Annotated in this window: 13 protein-coding genes and 1 tRNA gene; 8 read left to right on the forward strand and 6 right to left on the reverse strand. The window is 64.9% G+C overall.

Annotation, left to right across the window (positions count from 1 at the left end; genetic code table 11):
• The first annotated feature begins 68 nt into the window (after positions 1-68).
• From ACG2LG_RS01780 to ACG2LG_RS01790, 3 genes are all read left to right on the forward strand, one after another.
• Positions 69-1,259, forward strand: a complete 1,191-nt coding sequence (locus ACG2LG_RS01780) for a hypothetical protein (protein ID WP_396255790.1) — start codon at positions 69-71, stop codon at positions 1,257-1,259.
• Positions 1,260-1,338: 79 nt separating this feature from the next.
• Positions 1,339-2,130 (forward strand): hypothetical protein, encoded by a 792-nt coding sequence (locus ACG2LG_RS01785; RefSeq protein ID WP_396255791.1) that lies wholly within the window; start codon positions 1,339-1,341, stop codon positions 2,128-2,130.
• A 44-nt stretch (positions 2,131-2,174) separates the two neighbouring features.
• Entirely contained in the window at positions 2,175-3,443 is a 1,269-nt protein-coding gene (locus ACG2LG_RS01790; protein WP_396255793.1) for a lipase family alpha/beta hydrolase, read from the forward strand.
• A 141-nt stretch (positions 3,444-3,584) separates the two neighbouring features.
• On the opposite strand, the gene ACG2LG_RS01795 is transcribed toward ACG2LG_RS01790, so the two are convergent.
• Positions 3,585-4,751, reverse strand: coding sequence for a pyridoxal phosphate-dependent aminotransferase (locus tag ACG2LG_RS01795; RefSeq protein WP_396255794.1), 1,167 nt, complete (start codon positions 4,749-4,751; stop codon positions 3,585-3,587).
• Between the two features lie 130 nt (positions 4,752-4,881).
• Positions 4,882-5,736: a 50S ribosomal protein L11 methyltransferase gene (locus ACG2LG_RS01800; protein ID WP_396255795.1), complete on the reverse strand. Its 855-nt coding sequence runs from the start codon at positions 5,734-5,736 to the stop codon at positions 4,882-4,884.
• A 161-nt stretch (positions 5,737-5,897) separates the two neighbouring features.
• Here ACG2LG_RS01800 and ACG2LG_RS01805 point away from each other — a divergent pair, with 161 nt between their 5' ends.
• Positions 5,898-6,584 carry a carbonic anhydrase family protein gene (locus ACG2LG_RS01805; protein ID WP_396255796.1) on the forward strand — a complete coding sequence of 229 codons (687 nt, stop codon included), beginning with the start codon at positions 5,898-5,900 and terminating at the stop codon, positions 6,582-6,584.
• Positions 6,585-6,759: 175 nt separating this feature from the next.
• On the opposite strand, the gene ACG2LG_RS01810 is transcribed toward ACG2LG_RS01805, so the two are convergent.
• Positions 6,760-6,834: transfer RNA gene (locus ACG2LG_RS01810), tRNA-Gly, on the reverse strand.
• Between the two features lie 285 nt (positions 6,835-7,119).
• On the opposite strand from ACG2LG_RS01810, the gene trpC reads away from it, so the two are divergent.
• Both trpC and ACG2LG_RS01820 read left to right on the forward strand, forming a co-directional pair.
• Complete coding sequence (trpC, locus tag ACG2LG_RS01815) at positions 7,120-7,929, forward strand: indole-3-glycerol phosphate synthase TrpC (RefSeq protein ID WP_396255797.1); 810 nt, start codon at positions 7,120-7,122, stop codon at positions 7,927-7,929.
• Entirely contained in the window at positions 7,926-8,444 is a 519-nt protein-coding gene (locus ACG2LG_RS01820) for a hypothetical protein (protein ID WP_396255798.1), read from the forward strand. The genes trpC and ACG2LG_RS01820 overlap by 4 nt, the downstream gene beginning before the upstream one ends.
• A gap of 3 nt (positions 8,445-8,447) precedes the next feature.
• Here the strand turns inward: ACG2LG_RS01820 and ACG2LG_RS01825 are convergent, their stop codons facing one another.
• The 3 genes from ACG2LG_RS01825 to ACG2LG_RS01835 all read right to left on the reverse strand — a co-directional run bounded on the left by ACG2LG_RS01825 (position 8,448) and on the right by ACG2LG_RS01835 (position 12,336).
• The gene (locus ACG2LG_RS01825) at positions 8,448-9,032 is read right to left on the reverse strand and encodes a hypothetical protein (RefSeq protein ID WP_396255800.1); all 585 of its coding nucleotides are present in this window, start codon (positions 9,030-9,032) and stop codon (positions 8,448-8,450) included.
• 261 nt (positions 9,033-9,293) lie between these two features.
• Positions 9,294-11,540, reverse strand: a complete 2,247-nt coding sequence (locus ACG2LG_RS01830; RefSeq protein WP_396255801.1) for a TonB-dependent receptor family protein — start codon at positions 11,538-11,540, stop codon at positions 9,294-9,296.
• A 169-nt stretch (positions 11,541-11,709) separates the two neighbouring features.
• On the reverse strand, positions 11,710-12,336 hold the full coding sequence (locus ACG2LG_RS01835) for an Amuc_1102 family pilus-like protein (protein WP_396255803.1): 627 nt from the start codon (positions 12,334-12,336) through the stop codon (positions 11,710-11,712).
• Positions 12,337-12,491: 155 nt separating this feature from the next.
• Between ACG2LG_RS01835 and fabV the strand changes: the two genes are divergently transcribed.
• Positions 12,492-13,688 (forward strand): enoyl-ACP reductase FabV, encoded by a 1,197-nt coding sequence (gene fabV / locus ACG2LG_RS01840; protein ID WP_396255805.1) that lies wholly within the window; start codon positions 12,492-12,494, stop codon positions 13,686-13,688.
• Between the two features lie 104 nt (positions 13,689-13,792).
• On the forward strand, positions 13,793-14,320 hold the full coding sequence (locus tag ACG2LG_RS01845) for a hypothetical protein (RefSeq protein ID WP_396255807.1): 528 nt from the start codon (positions 13,793-13,795) through the stop codon (positions 14,318-14,320).
• The last annotated feature ends 34 nt before the right edge of the window (positions 14,321-14,354 follow it).

Raw genomic sequence — 14,354 nt, forward strand, 5'->3', positions numbered from 1 at the left:
CGAAGGACGCGAAGTTTTGGATGTCCTTCATCTGCTCCCTCATCCCTTCGCGATCTTTGCGAGCTTCTGTGGGCATCTTCCTGTTCCCACTCGCCGCCCTCGCCGGGCCCTCCGCCCGTCTGGAGACCCCGACCACGGAAGCCTGGACTGGCCAGCGGATCGCCTTCTTCATCGAGCTTCACGCTCCCGGCACCTTCGACGGCGCGGCGTCTTTCGACATCCCGCGCATGCCGCAGTCGGTGGTGCTCAAGACAGGCAATCCGGTGCTCGGATCGGTCACCGAGGGCGACACTGAATACTTCACCCAGCGCCACGAGTTCGCCCTCTTCTCCCAGGCCCAAGGCGAGGTCGAGCTGCCTCCCATCACCGCACGCTTTGCCCACAAGAAGGGCTACACCGGCCCCTCTTACGAGGCGGTCGAAACGATTCCCACCACGCGCTTCACCATCCGGCGTCCGCCCGGCAGTGAGCACCTTGATTTCCTCGTAACCACCGAGTCGCTGGAAATCAACGAGCGCTGGGACCCCGAGCCGGGTCCGGTGGAAACGGGCGCCGTCTTCAAGCGGATCATCATTCAGAGGGCATCGGATATCACCGGCATCGCGCTTCACCCCGCTCCCACCGACGAGATCGAGGGCATCCGCACCTATGCGGGCGATGCCGAGATCAGCGACCGCACGGATCGCGGCACGCTCAATGGCGAACGACGCGAGACCCTGACCTACCTCGTGCGAGAACCGGGCCTGCACACCCTCCCGGCGATCCGCTACGACTGGTGGAACCCGGAAACCCGGTCGCTCGAGTCGAAAACCCTGCCCGGTGTCTCCTTCACCGCGACCGCCCCGCCTCCGACTCCACCGCAGCCTTCGCGCCGACGCCATCTATGGTGGGCGATCCCGCTGGCGGTCGCGGTGCTGCTCGTCCGTTTCCGTCATCGGCTTCGAGATGCCATCCAGCGCTGCCGCGATTGCCTTGATCCACCCGACCGGCGGGCGGCCCGGCGATTTCTGCGGGCCTGCCGCCGCCACCAACCCGCCCGGGCGGCGCAGACCTGGAGCGACTATCAGGCCGTGGATCGCTGCTTTCAGGGGAGCCGGGAGTTCCACGACGAGCTGCTGGCCCTGCGACGGATTTCCCACGGTCCGGGCACCGCACCACGGTCGTGGCGCGGAGACCGGCTCGCCACCGCCTTCCGGGCTTCCAGGGTCCGGCGCCCACGACCGGATGCACGCTCTCCGCTTCCTGGGTTGAACATCTGAAGCCCGGAACTCCCTGCCTGTTCCCGACCTTGGAACTCGCCCTGCCCCCCGAATCTCACTAAGCCAATACCAGCAACACATGAACAAACCGATCCTCATCGCCGCCGCCCTCTCGGCCTCCCTTCCGCTTCACGCCGGAACCACCACCATCCCCGCAGGTCCGGAGCCGGTCATGACGACCACCACCGACAGCGGCTGGCAGCTTACCCTCGGCCTCTACGGATGGGTGGCCGGACTCAACGGCGACCTCGGGGCGGCCGGCTTCATCGTACCGGTCGACCTCTCCTTCAGCGACATCCTCGACACTCTCGACATGACGGCGATGGGCATGGTCGAGGTCAACAAGGGACCGTGGATGTTCCAGCTCGAGGGTCTCTACCTCCGGAACTCGGTCAAGGGACTGCTCGCCACCACGCCGGTCCTCAACCGCCCGCTTTCGGCCAAGCTCACGGCGGAAACGACCCGTCTCGAAGGCATCGTCGGCTACCGCCTGGTCGATCGCGACACGACCTCCCTCGACCTGTTTGCGGGTGTCGTTTACTACAACATCGAGAACTCGCTGGACTTCTATGGTCCCCTTGCCGTGCGGGGTGTCGAGGGCGGGGACGACTGGTTCGACCCGATGATCGGGTTCCGCCTCCGACAGCAACTCGGCGGACCCTGGAGCGCCCAGATCCGCGGGGATGTCGGCGGCTTCGGCGTCAATGCCGACATCGCCTGGCAGGCCGTGGCCTTGCTCGGATATCAGCTGAACCCGTCTTCGACCGCCTACGTCGGCTGGCGGCACGCGGCGGTGGATTACCGGAATGGCGGCTTCGTCTACGATGTCTACTCGACCGGACCGATACTCGGTGTCGCCTTTTCCTGGTGAGCGGAAACATGTCGTTCCTCCCGAAAGCCGTTGTTTCCAACGCGATGTCCGTCGTCCTTCTGGCAGTCGGATGCACCGGCTGTGCCAACTTCCGTCGTCTCGGCGAGGACCTGAAGTTCATCGAGAAGACCCACATCATCACCGCCACCATCGACAACGCCTCCCGCTACCCGAGGGTATACGGCGTGACGGTCGATTGGGACCGCGAGGCCGGGAAAATCGACTCGGCCGATTTTTCCGAGATCGGCGATATGGGGATCTTCGGCTTCTTTGTCGAAGGCACCGAGCGCCACTACCTGATGGCCTTCAGCGACAGCGACGACGACGGCCGCTACGACGAGGGCGAACCGGCGTGGATCCACACCGGAGCGGACGGCGAGGCTGAACCCGTCTCGATCGAACCCGGGACCGGCAGGGCCCGCCTGCGGGGCCGGCTTTCGCCGGCAACGAGCCTGCCTGCGGATTGCCTCGCGGCGGCGAGGGAGCTGCGGGGCGATCGCAATATCGAAGAGGTTGCGCGAGGCTGGCGGATCCCGGTCGAGCTCGGCACGATCGCCGAGCTCGACGATCCGAAGTTCAGCACGGAACGGGGATCCATGGGTTACTGGGAGCCGGCCTCCTATCCAATGGAGACCGGCATCGGCATCTATTTTCTCGAAGCATACGACCCGACGCGGATTCCCGTGCTCTTTGTTTACGGTGCCGCCGGCTCACCCCAGGACTGGCGGATCTTCTTCGAGCGGATCGACCGGCGCAAGTACCAGCCGTGGTTCCTTCATTACCCGACCGGCCGCCGCCTCGACGAAACGGGAACCTCACTGAACAACGGAGTGAAGATCCTCCAGAGCTACTATGGTTTCAGTAAGATCCACGTCGTCGCGCACAGCATGGGAGGACTTGTTACGCGCGATTTCATCCTCAAGAACCTTGGCGAGGGCAACCGCTACATCGGCCGTTACGTCACGATCTCCACGCCCTGGGGCGGACAGGAGTTCGCCGAGTCCGGCGTCAAGCGCGCACCCTCGGTGATTCCCTCCTGGCTCGACATGGTGCCGGGCAGCGATTTTCAGGAGCAGGTCTTCGATCACCGCCTGAGGGGCCGCGTCGATCACCTGCTGATGTACGGTCATCGCTCGAAGCGCTCGCTGGTGCTGCCGAAGGAGAACGACGGCACGGTCAGCGTGAAGAGCCAGACCGACCGGCGGGCGGCGAAGGACGCCGTCGAGGTCATCGGCTTCGACGAGGATCACGTCTCGATCCTCTCGAATGACGAAGTGCTGCGCCACGCGTTCCGCCACCTCGACGGCGGATGATTCATGCCCGGGACGCCGGCACGTCGCCACGGGGGCCTGATCCGCTTCATGGATCACTGAGGAGAAGGGACTTCCAGTCCCTTTCCCCGGCGACTCGACTGCGACCTGGGTAAAAGGGACTGGAAGTCCCTTCTCCGACGATCAGTGCTCCCGGCAGAACTGCTCGAAACGGGTCAGACCCTCGTTGAGAATGTCGAGCGTCGTGCAGTAGCTCAGGCGGATGCCGTCGTCGTAGCCGAAGGCAACGCCCGGGATGGCGGCGACCTTGTAGCGCGACAGCAGCTTGTCGCAGAGGTTCTGCGACTTCAGGCCGATGTCGCCGGTGCGGACGAAGAAGTAGAAGGCTCCCTTCGGCTCAACCACGCGGACGTTGTGGATCGCCTGCAGGCGCGCGAGCATGAACTGACGCCGTCCGTCGTATTCCTCGCGCATGTCGGTGATGAAGGTCTGGTCGCCCTCGAGCGCCGCCACGCCGCCGAACTGGGCGAAGGTCGTGGCATTGGACACCGAGTGGCTCTGGATCTTGATGATGGCTTCGGCGATCGCCGGAGGGGCGGCGGTGTAGCCGAGGCGCCAGCCGGTCATCGAGTAGGCCTTGGAGAAGCCGTTGACCGTGATCGTGAGGTCGTAGAGCTCCTGGCTCAACGAGGCGATCGAGACGTGCTTGGTTTCGCCATAGACAAGCTTCTCGTAGATCTCGTCGGAAAGGATCACGATGTCCTCGTAGAGCGCCACCTCGCCGATCGCGCGCAGCTCCTCCTCGCTGTAAACCGCGCCGGTCGGGTTCGAGGGGGAGTTGAGAATGACCATCTTGGTCGCCGGGGTCATCGCCGCCTCGAACTGCTCGGGCGTCATCTTCCAGCCGTCGGACTCCAGGGTATCGACGATCACCGGCGTGCCGCCCGCCAGGCGGACCATTTCCGGATAGCTCACCCAGTAGGGCGAGGGGATGATGACCTCGTCGCCTTCCTCGACCACCGCGAGGATGGCGTTGAAGCAGGCCATCTTGGCCCCGGCGGTCACGCAAATCTGCTTCGGCTCGTATTCGAGGTCATTGTCGGCCGCGAGCTTGGCGGCGAGACCCTCGCGAAGCTCCGGGATGCCGCCGGAAGCGGTGTACTTCGTGCGGCCTTCCTGGAGCGCGACGATCGCGGCCGCCTTGATGTGGTCCGGCGTGTCCAGCTCCGGCTCGCCACCGGCCAGTCCGTAGACTTCCTCACCCCGGGCGGCCATGGCCTTGGCCTGGTTGGTGACGGCGAGGGTGAGCGACGGGTTGACCTTCTCGATGCGGGATGAAATGGAGTCCATGGGAAACGATTGATGAAAATAAAGGAGGCCGCCGGATCGGGCGGCCTCAATGGATGAACGCCCTCCCGGCGGAACGAAGGGTTTCTGACCGCGGGCTGCCTCTCGCGCAAGTGAGATTTGCAGGAATTCCTCAGTCGCCCTCGCCCGCCACGAGATCTGCCATCCACCCCCCCCTCGCCGTCACCCATTTCCCCTTCCGGACGACTTCGGGAAATCCCAGCCCCTCGCCGGCCGCCGCCTCGAAAACCTCCCACGCCTGATCGGCCAGAATCCCTGAAAGCACCAGATCTCCACCGGGCTTCAGCACCTTGCGGATCACCGGAAAGGCCCGGATCAGCACCGTCGAGAAAAGGTTGGCCAGCACCACGTCGTGGCGCTTGCCGGGCTCCCACTTCAGAATGTCGAGCTCCTCGACCTCGATGGCCGGCGCGTCGTGGCGCGCCGCATTGCGCCGGGTCACCGTCACGGCGAAAGGATCGAAATCACAGGCGAAGACCGAGGTTGCCCCCAGCTTGACCGCCGCCACCGCGAGGAGTCCCGTGCCACAGCCGAGATCGGCGCAGGTCCAGGCATCCCGGCGCCGGCGGGCAATGTCGACGAGAAGCCGCAGGCAGGCGGAAGTGGTGGCGTGATCGCCGGTGCCGAAGGCCATTTCCGGCGGAATGCAGATCACCTCGCGATCCGGATGCCGGGCTGCCAGATCCTGCCATCCGGCCTCATCCTGCGTGATCAGGAAGCGGTCGCGGATCTTCACCGGCGGCGGCGCGGGTGGCGGCGTCTTCCAGTCGGCATCCTTGAGCGACCGGACCCGCCCCCCGAAGCGCTCGACAATCGCCTCCACCTCCTCGCGGGAATCACGGAAAACCTGGACCCGCAGCGTCCGCCCGCCCTTGAGCAAATGGACCACGAAGCCCGGGTCGCCATGGAACCGATCCTCCCAGGCATCGAGCCACTTCGCTGCGGAAAGCTTCTCCCACATCCACATGCCCGGCCTTTTAGGCGGATCGGCACCGAAAACCAAGCCCCCGGGCCGGTTGGAAAATCCACCGCGCTTTTCCAACCACTAAAGCACGAAAACATTTGCATGCATCAAAATTCGGTCAATGGTTTCCCCGTCACAGACAACCTCCAATTCGAATCAACCTCATGAAGAACATCATCTCCACCACCAGCCTGCTCTCCCTTCTCGCGGTCGGCGGACTCTCCGCCGCGACGCTCCAGCCGGATGCCGAGGCCCAGAAGGCCCTCACGCCCGACGGTGTCCTCAAGGACCTGATGGAAGGAAACGCCCGCTACGTTGAAGGAAAGCTCAGCGACGCGAACGTCACCGCCCGCATCAAGAAGGCCACCGAGGGCCAGTTCCCGAAGGCCTACATCCTCTCCTGCGTCGACTCGCGGGTTCCGGTCGAGCAGGTCTTCGACCAGGGGATCGGCGACATCTTCGTCGGCCGCGTGGCCGGAAACATCGAAGGCGTCGAGCAACTCGGCTCGATGGAATTCGCCTCCGCCGCCGCCGGCGTGAAGCTGGTCATGGTCCTCGGCCACGAAGCGTGCGGGGCCGTGAAAGGTGCCTGCGACCACGTCGAGCTGGGCAACCTGACCGAGCTCCTCGCCGAGATCAAGCCGGCCGTGGATGCCGTCAAGACCGAGGGCGACCGTTCCTCCAAGAACAAGGAATTCGTCGACAAGGTCATCGAGGCCAACGTCCGCAAGACCGTCGCCGACCTGCGCGAGCGCAGCGAAGTGCTCGCCGGACTGGAGAAGGAGGGCAAGATCAAGATCGTCGGCGCTCTCTACTCCCTGCAGGACGGCAAGGTCACCCTGGTTGACTGACCGGACTTCCCGATTCTCACATCGCCCCGCCTCTTGGCGGGGGAAGGGCCCGCTGGAGAGACCGGCGGGTCCTTTTTCTTGCCGGTGAGAGGCACCCTGATCGGCCGGCGCGGCGTCTTGGCGCCCGGCATCCGGGAAAAGACAAGGCCCCGCCGGTTTCCCGGCGGGGCCTTGATGGAGCGGGTGATGAGATTCGAACTCACGACATCAACCTTGGCAAGGTTGCGCTCTACCCCTGAGCTACACCCGCGTCGCGTGAACGCGTGCGGGTTTCTACATCTCCGCACCGTCCGGGCAAGAGAATTTTTTCGAATCCGTCGCCGTCGCATTCCACCCGACCTCCATCCGCACATCACCTCCACCCCCACGCCCGCCACTCTCCCTCCACGCTCCCTGCCACGCTCCCTGCCACGCTCCCTGCCACGCATGTCCGAACCGCCATTGCTGCTAAAAAACCAGCAGCAACACCCCGCTTCCGCCAAGGTTTGGAACTTGGAACTTCTCACTTGGAACTTCGGAGCCATAGGCTCCGCCCGTGTCCGACAAGCTTGCCGAGATCATCGCGACCAAACGCCTGGAGGTCGAAGCCCTGCTGCCCCGCGCCGCCCACATCCGGGCCGCCGCCCTCCAGCGTGACGACTTCCGCGGTTTCCGCTCGGCGCTGGACCGCGGGCCCGACCGGCTCGGGGTGATCGCCGAAATCAAGAAAGCCTCCCCCTCCGCCGGGGTGATCGATCCCCACTTCGATCCCATCCGGCAGGCCAGGCGCTACCTCGATGGCGGGGCCTCCTGTCTGTCCATCCTCACCGACGAACCCTACTTCCAGGGTTCGCTGAGCTACCTCAGCAAGATCGCCGAATTTTCCGAAGCCCCCCTGCTCCGCAAGGACTTCACGATTCACCCGGTCCAGATCCACGAGGCGGTCGTCGCCGGGGCCGATGCGATCCTGCTCATTGTCGCCGCCCTCGACGACGAGCAGCTCAAGTCGCTCTACCAAGAGGCCCGGACCTTCCAACTCGACGTGCTGGTCGAGGTCCACGACCTGCCGGAAATGGAGCGGGCGCTGGAGATCGACGCCGACCTGATCGGCATCAACAACCGCAACCTGAAGACCTTCACCACCGACCTCGGAACCACCGAGAAGCTCGCCGACGAGGTGCCTGACGGCACGCTGCTCGTTTCCGAGTCGGGCCTCAAATCCCTCGCCGACTGCCAGCAGGTCCTCGACGCCGGAGCGAATGCCGTGCTGATCGGCGAGACGCTGATGCGGGCCCACGATCCCGCCTCGGAAATCGTCAGCATCCTCGAGCTCGGTTCCGATCCCACCACCGAATCGTTGTCATGAAAACCTCGAGCGCCGTCATCCTCACCGCCGTTGTCACCTTTCTCGTCACGAGCGGGCTCTGGGTGGTCGCCTTCGTCGCCTGGCAGGCCTTCCAGACCGCCAGCACATTCAGCCTCGGCAGCGGCGGCTTCGGCTCGGGCTCGACTTTTTCCGTGATCCATCGCTGCCCGCCGGAGGTTCAGGTGGGCGACTCGATCGACCTCATCCTGGAGATCACCAACCCCGGCACCACCGACGAGGATCTCGAGAGCATCGATCTCTACTACGATTTTCTCAACGGCTTCACCATCACGTCCGTTTCCGAGGCCTACCGCGGCGAGAACATGTTCGGCGACTTCGAAACCCTGTGGATCGAGCCCGCGGTCACGATCCCGGCCGGCACGACCCACACGGTGACGATCACCCTCGAAGGCGCGAAGCCCGGCACCTGGTCCGCCGATGTCGACGTCTGCGGCGCGGGGATCGACTTCGCGACGGTGGTCCCCCGCGTCGAAGTCAAGCCGGCCGCGCCGTAAGCGTCAGTCCTGCTTGCCCTCGATCGCGCAGAAGAGCACGGCGGCCGCCAGGCCCATGCGGCGGTCGAGAAGGCCGCCGCCGTCCATCGAGAAATCGAGGTAGGTCTTGGTGACGAAGGGATTCCGGGTCTGCTGAAAGGTCAGCACCGGCCTCTGCCCGATCCGGCCGTGGTGCTGCTGCGGGGCGAACAGGTTGACGATTCCCCCGAGAAACCGGCGCAGAAACGCCAACCCGCCGGAGTCCTCCTGAATCATCCCGACCTCCTGGTCGGCGGTGTCGAGAATGAGCCACTCGTCCTTGAAGATCGACTTGATCCCCTTGCGCCGAAAAGCCCCGATGGGTGCCCCGGTCGCGCCATCCCTGACGTCGTAGGTGACCCCGAAATCGAGGATCTGCCGCGCCCGCATGGTCACAATCTCGGTCTGCTTGTCCGGTCCCAGGATGCGGATGTCCTCGCGCAGCTTGAAGGCGCGCATCTTGGTGTAGAGCAGGATATTCCCCTGCGGGTCCATGATCTGGAACCACTGGTGCCAGAAATTGAAGATGTTCTTGCGGGCGACGAGCTTCGGGGCGGTGAGGGCATCCATGATGTTGGCGCGAAGGCCACGAGAAATCTAACTGCCTCACGCCATCCAAGCGAGGCGAAACGAACATGCGGAAAACGAAGGCCTCCTGAAGCAGGGACTACGTACGCCACTGGCCCGCCTGTTCGGTTCGTGGTTCCTCCTTCAGGAGGTCCCATCTTCCCCTGCTTCGGTGCGCGACAGCGTCGCGCGTTCCTGACTTGGAGGCGGCGCACCCCTGCGCCGCAACCGACGGGCGCAGGGGCAAGCTCGAATGACCGCAGCTCAGAACGTCGCCTCGACCCCGGTGAACCAGGTCCGCGGCAGGTTGGTGCGCGGACCCTCGGGCAGGCGGGTGGTGATGCCTCGCTCGTCGAAGAGGTTCTGGATGCCACCAACCAACTTGAAGTTTTCACAAACCTGATAGTAGCCGGTCAGGTCCACCAGGAAGAGCGAGTCGATCTTCCCCTGGCGGGCGGTGGTGACCGGCACGTTGGAATTCAGCGCCGTGCCGTAGGTGTGGCTGGTGAAGTAGGCGTCCAGGTTCACACCCCAGTCGGCGGCGATGAAACCCACCCCGGTCGCGAGCTTCCACTCGGGCACGTAGGGAATGTCGGCCCCCGGCTGGCCGCCGGCGTAGATGTTGTCGGCACCGCCGGCCACCAGCGCCTCCTGCAATTCGGCACTGGTCCAGGTGGCGCTCAGATACATCGGCAGATTGAAGCCCAGGCCCCGGTCGAACACCGGGTCGTAGGTGATCATGCTCTCGACACCCCAGACCTCCGCCGCGCCGGCGTTCTGGCTGTTGCCGCCACCGCCCAGTCCGGCATCCACGCCGATCAGGTTGTCGAAGTCGGTGAAAAAGGCCGCCGTATCCACGAGCAGCCCGCCCTTGCGATACCGCCAGCCGAGTTCGTAGCCGAGGCTTTCCTCCTCGCGCACCCCGGTATTGATGTAGGCGCGCGGACCGGGCACCGAGACGCCGCGGAAGATGCCGCCGTAGGTGCTGTGGCACTCGTTGAACTCGTAGTTGAACCCGATGCCGCCGGCCCAGATGCCGTAGGCGTCGTCCATCTTCATCCCGGGGCCGAGGAACTCGGTCCACGAGATGTCGAGATGCTCGTAGCGGAAGCCCGGGCGCAGGGTCAGGTTGCCGATCCGCATCTCGTCCTCGACGTAGACGGCGGTCGCGAAGGTTTCCTGCAGGCGGTTGCTTTCCGCCCCGGGAACCCCGGAACTGAAGAGCGTGAAGTTCGAGCCGCCGTTGGCGTTGTAGACGTCGTTCCACTGCTCGCGGAATATCCGGTCGTAGTGGAAGCGGAGCCCGGCGGTCAGCTCGTGATCGACCGGCCCGGTCGTGAAGTTCCACGTGGCCTGGTTCTGCCAGCCGTAGGCGTTGTAGTAGCGGGCGTTCGCCTTGACCCCGATCGAGCCGGTCGCGTTGCCTTGAAGAACGGCCGTGAGGGCGGGATTCAGCAGGGCCGTGTGGAGGTCGGTGCGTCCGGTGCCGATCCGGCCACGGCCGTCGATCGCCGGGCTCTGGGTCAGCGAAACATCGCCGAGCTTGTACCAGTTCCGCCGGAAGTTGTTCCAGTAGAGCGTCGACTGCAGCGAGAAGTCCTCGCTCGGCTCGAGGATGTAGCGGAAGTAGGAACGGTACTGCTTGGTGTCCATCAGGTCGAACTGGGTCGCCGCGTAGCGCGTGTCGGGACTGAAGCGCGCGTCGGCCTCGGTCAGGCCCAGGTAGCCCTCGTCGGACTCGAAGTCGGTCATGCCCAGCTTGACCTCAAAGCGCTGCTTCACGGCGCCGTCGATTTCCCAGAAGGCCTTGAGCATCGGCTCGAAGAAGCGGTAGCCGCTGTCCCCCTCGGCCGGACCCGTGAAGTTGCGGAAGCCGTCGCTCCTTTCGCCGTGGAATTCGAGCAGGTAGCCCCAGCGGCCGTAGTCGGTCTCGAAGGTGTCGCCGTACCAGGTGTGGTTCTTGAAGGTGCTGTCGCTGCCACCGGTGGTGCGCGAGTAGAAATTCGGCCCGCCGTCACCGGGGATGGGCGTCGAAAGGAAGTTCAGCACGCCGCCGGTGGTCTGCGGACCGTAGCGGACCTGGCTCGACCCCTTCAGCACTTCGATCGCCGACATCCGCCCGCTCTTCGGGAAATAATAGGCCGCCGGGGCCGAGTAAGGCGCCGGGGCGGTGAGGATGCCGTCCTCCATCACCGTCACCTTCGAGGTCCGGGTGCCATCGGCACCGCGCATCGAGATGTTGGGGAAATTGCCGTAGCCGTCCTCCTGACGGAGATACACGCCCGGCACCGTGGCCAGGATCTGATTGATGTCGGTGTAGCCCCGGTCGCGGAACTGCTCGGCCTCAATGTAGGCAGCCGCCCCCGCCAGATCCCAAACCGCCTCGCTGCTGCCGACCACCGTCAGCCCTTCGAGCGTTCCGATCCCCTCCAGCGCGTCCTGCGCACCCGCCACCGTCACGCCCACCGCCAGTGCGGCAGCCGCCCGCCGGATCACCCCGGCTTCCGGCATGCTTCCGGCCTTTCGGCCCCGAAATGATTCCTTATTGAGATTGAGTCTCATGCGCGGCCCATTTGCCGCGATTGGAGTCCGCTGTCAATTCCGTTCCCAAAAAAATCCGAGAATGCCCCTGCCGGCGCCCGGGTTGTCTTCGCCGACGGGCTTTTCAGGCGGCTGGCGTCTAGTCGACTTTTTCCGTCGGGTAACGGTCCCACCACAAGGGGGCGAAAGGGGTCCGGTCCTTGGCGACGATCGCCTCGGCCACGGTTTCGTACATCGATTTTGCCCACCAGCGGGTCTGCTCCTTGGCCGTCGCCTTCTCCAGGCCGGCCGCACGAGACCCTTCGCTGGCGACGCCCGGACCGGACACCGTCAGGGCGATGCCCTCCACATCCCCCTCGTTGGGCCGATCCTCTCCAGTCAGCTTCTCGAGCGTGTCGGGACCGATGAAGGCGATGAGGTGGGCCTCGCCATCCTTGGCCCGGATGTTCTGGAACGTGATCTCACCGGTCAGCATCACGTTCTTTTTCCCACCCGGGGCCGTCTTGTCGATGGCCCGCACGATGGCGAACCAGTTGGTCCGGAGTTCCGGGATGAATTCGGTGTCGGTCAGGCTCTCGACCTCGAGTTCGGCCTCGATCTCAAGCCAGTAGCGCGGATCGAAGGGCTTGTCCTTCAGGCCGGACACCTGATAGCGCGGAGTCTGTTGAATGGTGGTGTTGATTTCCTTGATCTCGACCCGGTGAAGGTCGGCACCCGGGGCCAGGCCGATGAGGGCCGAGAAAGCGATGATCCTGATGACGTTCATGGCAACCCTCACCCTAGCAGCTCCACCGCCCGATGCACGCAGGATTCCGTCACGACCGCCGGGCCGGGCTTCCAGACGGGGCCGCTCCATCCGCCGTTCGACCCCCTCCCCCGCGCTTGCCCCGCGCCGGATCGCCCCCTAGGGTCCGCCCCCGTATGATCGTTGCGCCGAAGATCCGAGGATTCATTTGCACCACCTCGCACCCCGATGGCTGTGCCCGGCACGTCGCCGACAAGATCGACCTGGTCAAGTCCCGCGGCCCGATCGAGAACGGCCCCAAGCGGGTGCTCGTGATCGGTTCCTCCACCGGCTACGGCATCGCCTCGCGCATCGCCACCGCCTTCGGCTGCGGGGCCTCGACCATCGGCGTGTTTTTCGACAAGCCGGGCTCCGAAAAGGGCACCGGGACCGCGGGCTGGTACAACACGGTCGCCTTCGAGAAGGAAGCCAAGGCCGCCGGCCTCTACGCCCGATCCTTCAACGGCGACGCCTTTTCCCACGAGATGAAGAAGACGGTGATCGACGCCATCAAGGCCGACCTCAAGCAGATCGACTGCGTCGTCTACTCGCTCGCCTCGCCCCGCCGCCAGCACCCGGACAGCGGCGAGATCTTCAAGTCGGTGCTCAAGCCGCTGGCACGGCCCTTCACCAACAAGAACCTCAACACCACCACCAAGGTGGTCAACGAGATCACCCTCGAGCCCGCCAACCAGACCGAGATCGACCACACCGTCGCCGTGATGGGCGGCGAGGATTGGGAGATGTGGATGGACGCACTGCTCGAGGCCGGCGTGCTGGCCGACGGCGTGCAGACCGTTTCCTACTCCTACATCGGCCCCGAAGTCACCTGGCCGATCTACACCAACGGCACCATCGGCGCGGCCAAGACCGACCTCGAAGTCACCCAGCGGCGGCTCGACCGGAAGCTCGCCCCGCTCAACGGCAAGGCCTGGGTCTCGGTGAACAAGGCGCTGGTCACCCAGGCCTCCTCCGCCATCCCGGTCGTCCCGCTCTACATCTCGCTGCTTTACAAGGTGATGAAGGCCAAGGGCACCCACGAGGACACCATCGAGCAGATGGACCGCCTGTTCCGCGAACGACTCTACGGCAAATGCGAGCCGCAGCCCGATGACCAGGGCCGCATCCGGGTCGACGACTGGGAAATGGCCCCCGACGTGCAGGCGGCGGTCGATGAGGCTTGGAAGGTCGTGAACACCGAGAACCTCCAGCAATACGCCGACATCGAGGGCTACGATGCCAGCTTCCTGCGGCTTTTCGGCTTCGGGCTCGAAGGCGTCGACTACGAGGCCGACACCGACACCACCGTCGAGGTCCCCTCCCTCCAGGCCTGACATCGCTTCCCGCTTCCCGCTTCCCGCTTCCCGCTTCCCGCTTCCCGAAATCATACGCGATCCCGTAATATCCGGATCGCCAAGACGTGGCATGCTCGGCCTCGATGAAGAGCATCCTGTTCCCGACGCTCGCCGCACTGGTCCTCCAGATTGGCCCGACCCAGGCCGAAACCATTGCATCGCAGCCCTTGCGCCCCTCCCAGAAGACCGCCGTCCTCGAGCACGCGAAGGAACTTCTGTTGAGATCCGTCCGTTTCGAGGCCGACGGCACCGCCGCCAGCCACTACCTCCGCCGCGGCATCAAGACCCGCGTCGAGTGGCGCAACCTGGTCTTCCGCCAGCTCATCCTCGGCTCCGTAAGCCCGAGCGAGCGCGAGCGCGGCATTGACCGCCGCATCTACGCCCAGCTGGGCAGCGACGCCTACCGCCTGATCGATGCCACGGGCATCAGCCCGTGGCGCAGCGGCCACTGCCCCGGCTTCCCCGGATTCGTCACCATCGAGGAAATCCACGGCGAACTGTTCGTCCACGCTCCCGAGCTGGACGAATTTGTCATCAATCCCGGGCAGATTCCCGCCCAACCCAACCGACCCCAACTCGGTGACGACCGCGCGGTGGCCAAGAAATTCTGAGCCCAGAAACCAAAGCGCGTTCGTGAGCGCCCTT

The sequence above is a fragment of the Haloferula sp. A504 genome (assembly GCF_044385805.1).
Lineage (GTDB): Bacteria > Verrucomicrobiota > Verrucomicrobiia > Verrucomicrobiales > Akkermansiaceae > Haloferula.

Excerpts from the sequence above, each read along its gene's own strand:
- ACG2LG_RS01835 (WP_396255803.1), bottom strand. The coding sequence starts at position 12,336 with ATGAACGTCATCAGGATCATCGCTTTCTCGGCCCTCATCGGCCTGGCC.
- ACG2LG_RS01825 (WP_396255800.1), bottom strand. The coding sequence starts at position 9,032 with ATGGATGCCCTCACCGCCCCGAAGCTCGTCGCCCGCAAGAACATCTTC.
- ACG2LG_RS01845 (WP_396255807.1), top strand. The coding sequence starts at position 13,793 with ATGAAGAGCATCCTGTTCCCGACGCTCGCCGCACTGGTCCTCCAGATT.
- ACG2LG_RS01830 (WP_396255801.1), bottom strand. The coding sequence starts at position 11,540 with ATGCCGGAAGCCGGGGTGATCCGGCGGGCGGCTGCCGCACTGGCGGTG.
- ACG2LG_RS01820 (WP_396255798.1), top strand. The coding sequence starts at position 7,926 with ATGAAAACCTCGAGCGCCGTCATCCTCACCGCCGTTGTCACCTTTCTC.
- fabV (WP_396255805.1), top strand. The coding sequence starts at position 12,492 with ATGATCGTTGCGCCGAAGATCCGAGGATTCATTTGCACCACCTCGCAC.
- ACG2LG_RS01800 (WP_396255795.1), bottom strand. The coding sequence starts at position 5,736 with ATGTGGATGTGGGAGAAGCTTTCCGCAGCGAAGTGGCTCGATGCCTGG.
- ACG2LG_RS01795 (WP_396255794.1), bottom strand. The coding sequence starts at position 4,751 with ATGGACTCCATTTCATCCCGCATCGAGAAGGTCAACCCGTCGCTCACC.
- ACG2LG_RS01805 (WP_396255796.1), top strand. The coding sequence starts at position 5,898 with ATGAAGAACATCATCTCCACCACCAGCCTGCTCTCCCTTCTCGCGGTC.
- ACG2LG_RS01790 (WP_396255793.1), top strand. The coding sequence starts at position 2,175 with ATGTCCGTCGTCCTTCTGGCAGTCGGATGCACCGGCTGTGCCAACTTC.
- ACG2LG_RS01785 (WP_396255791.1), top strand. The coding sequence starts at position 1,339 with ATGAACAAACCGATCCTCATCGCCGCCGCCCTCTCGGCCTCCCTTCCG.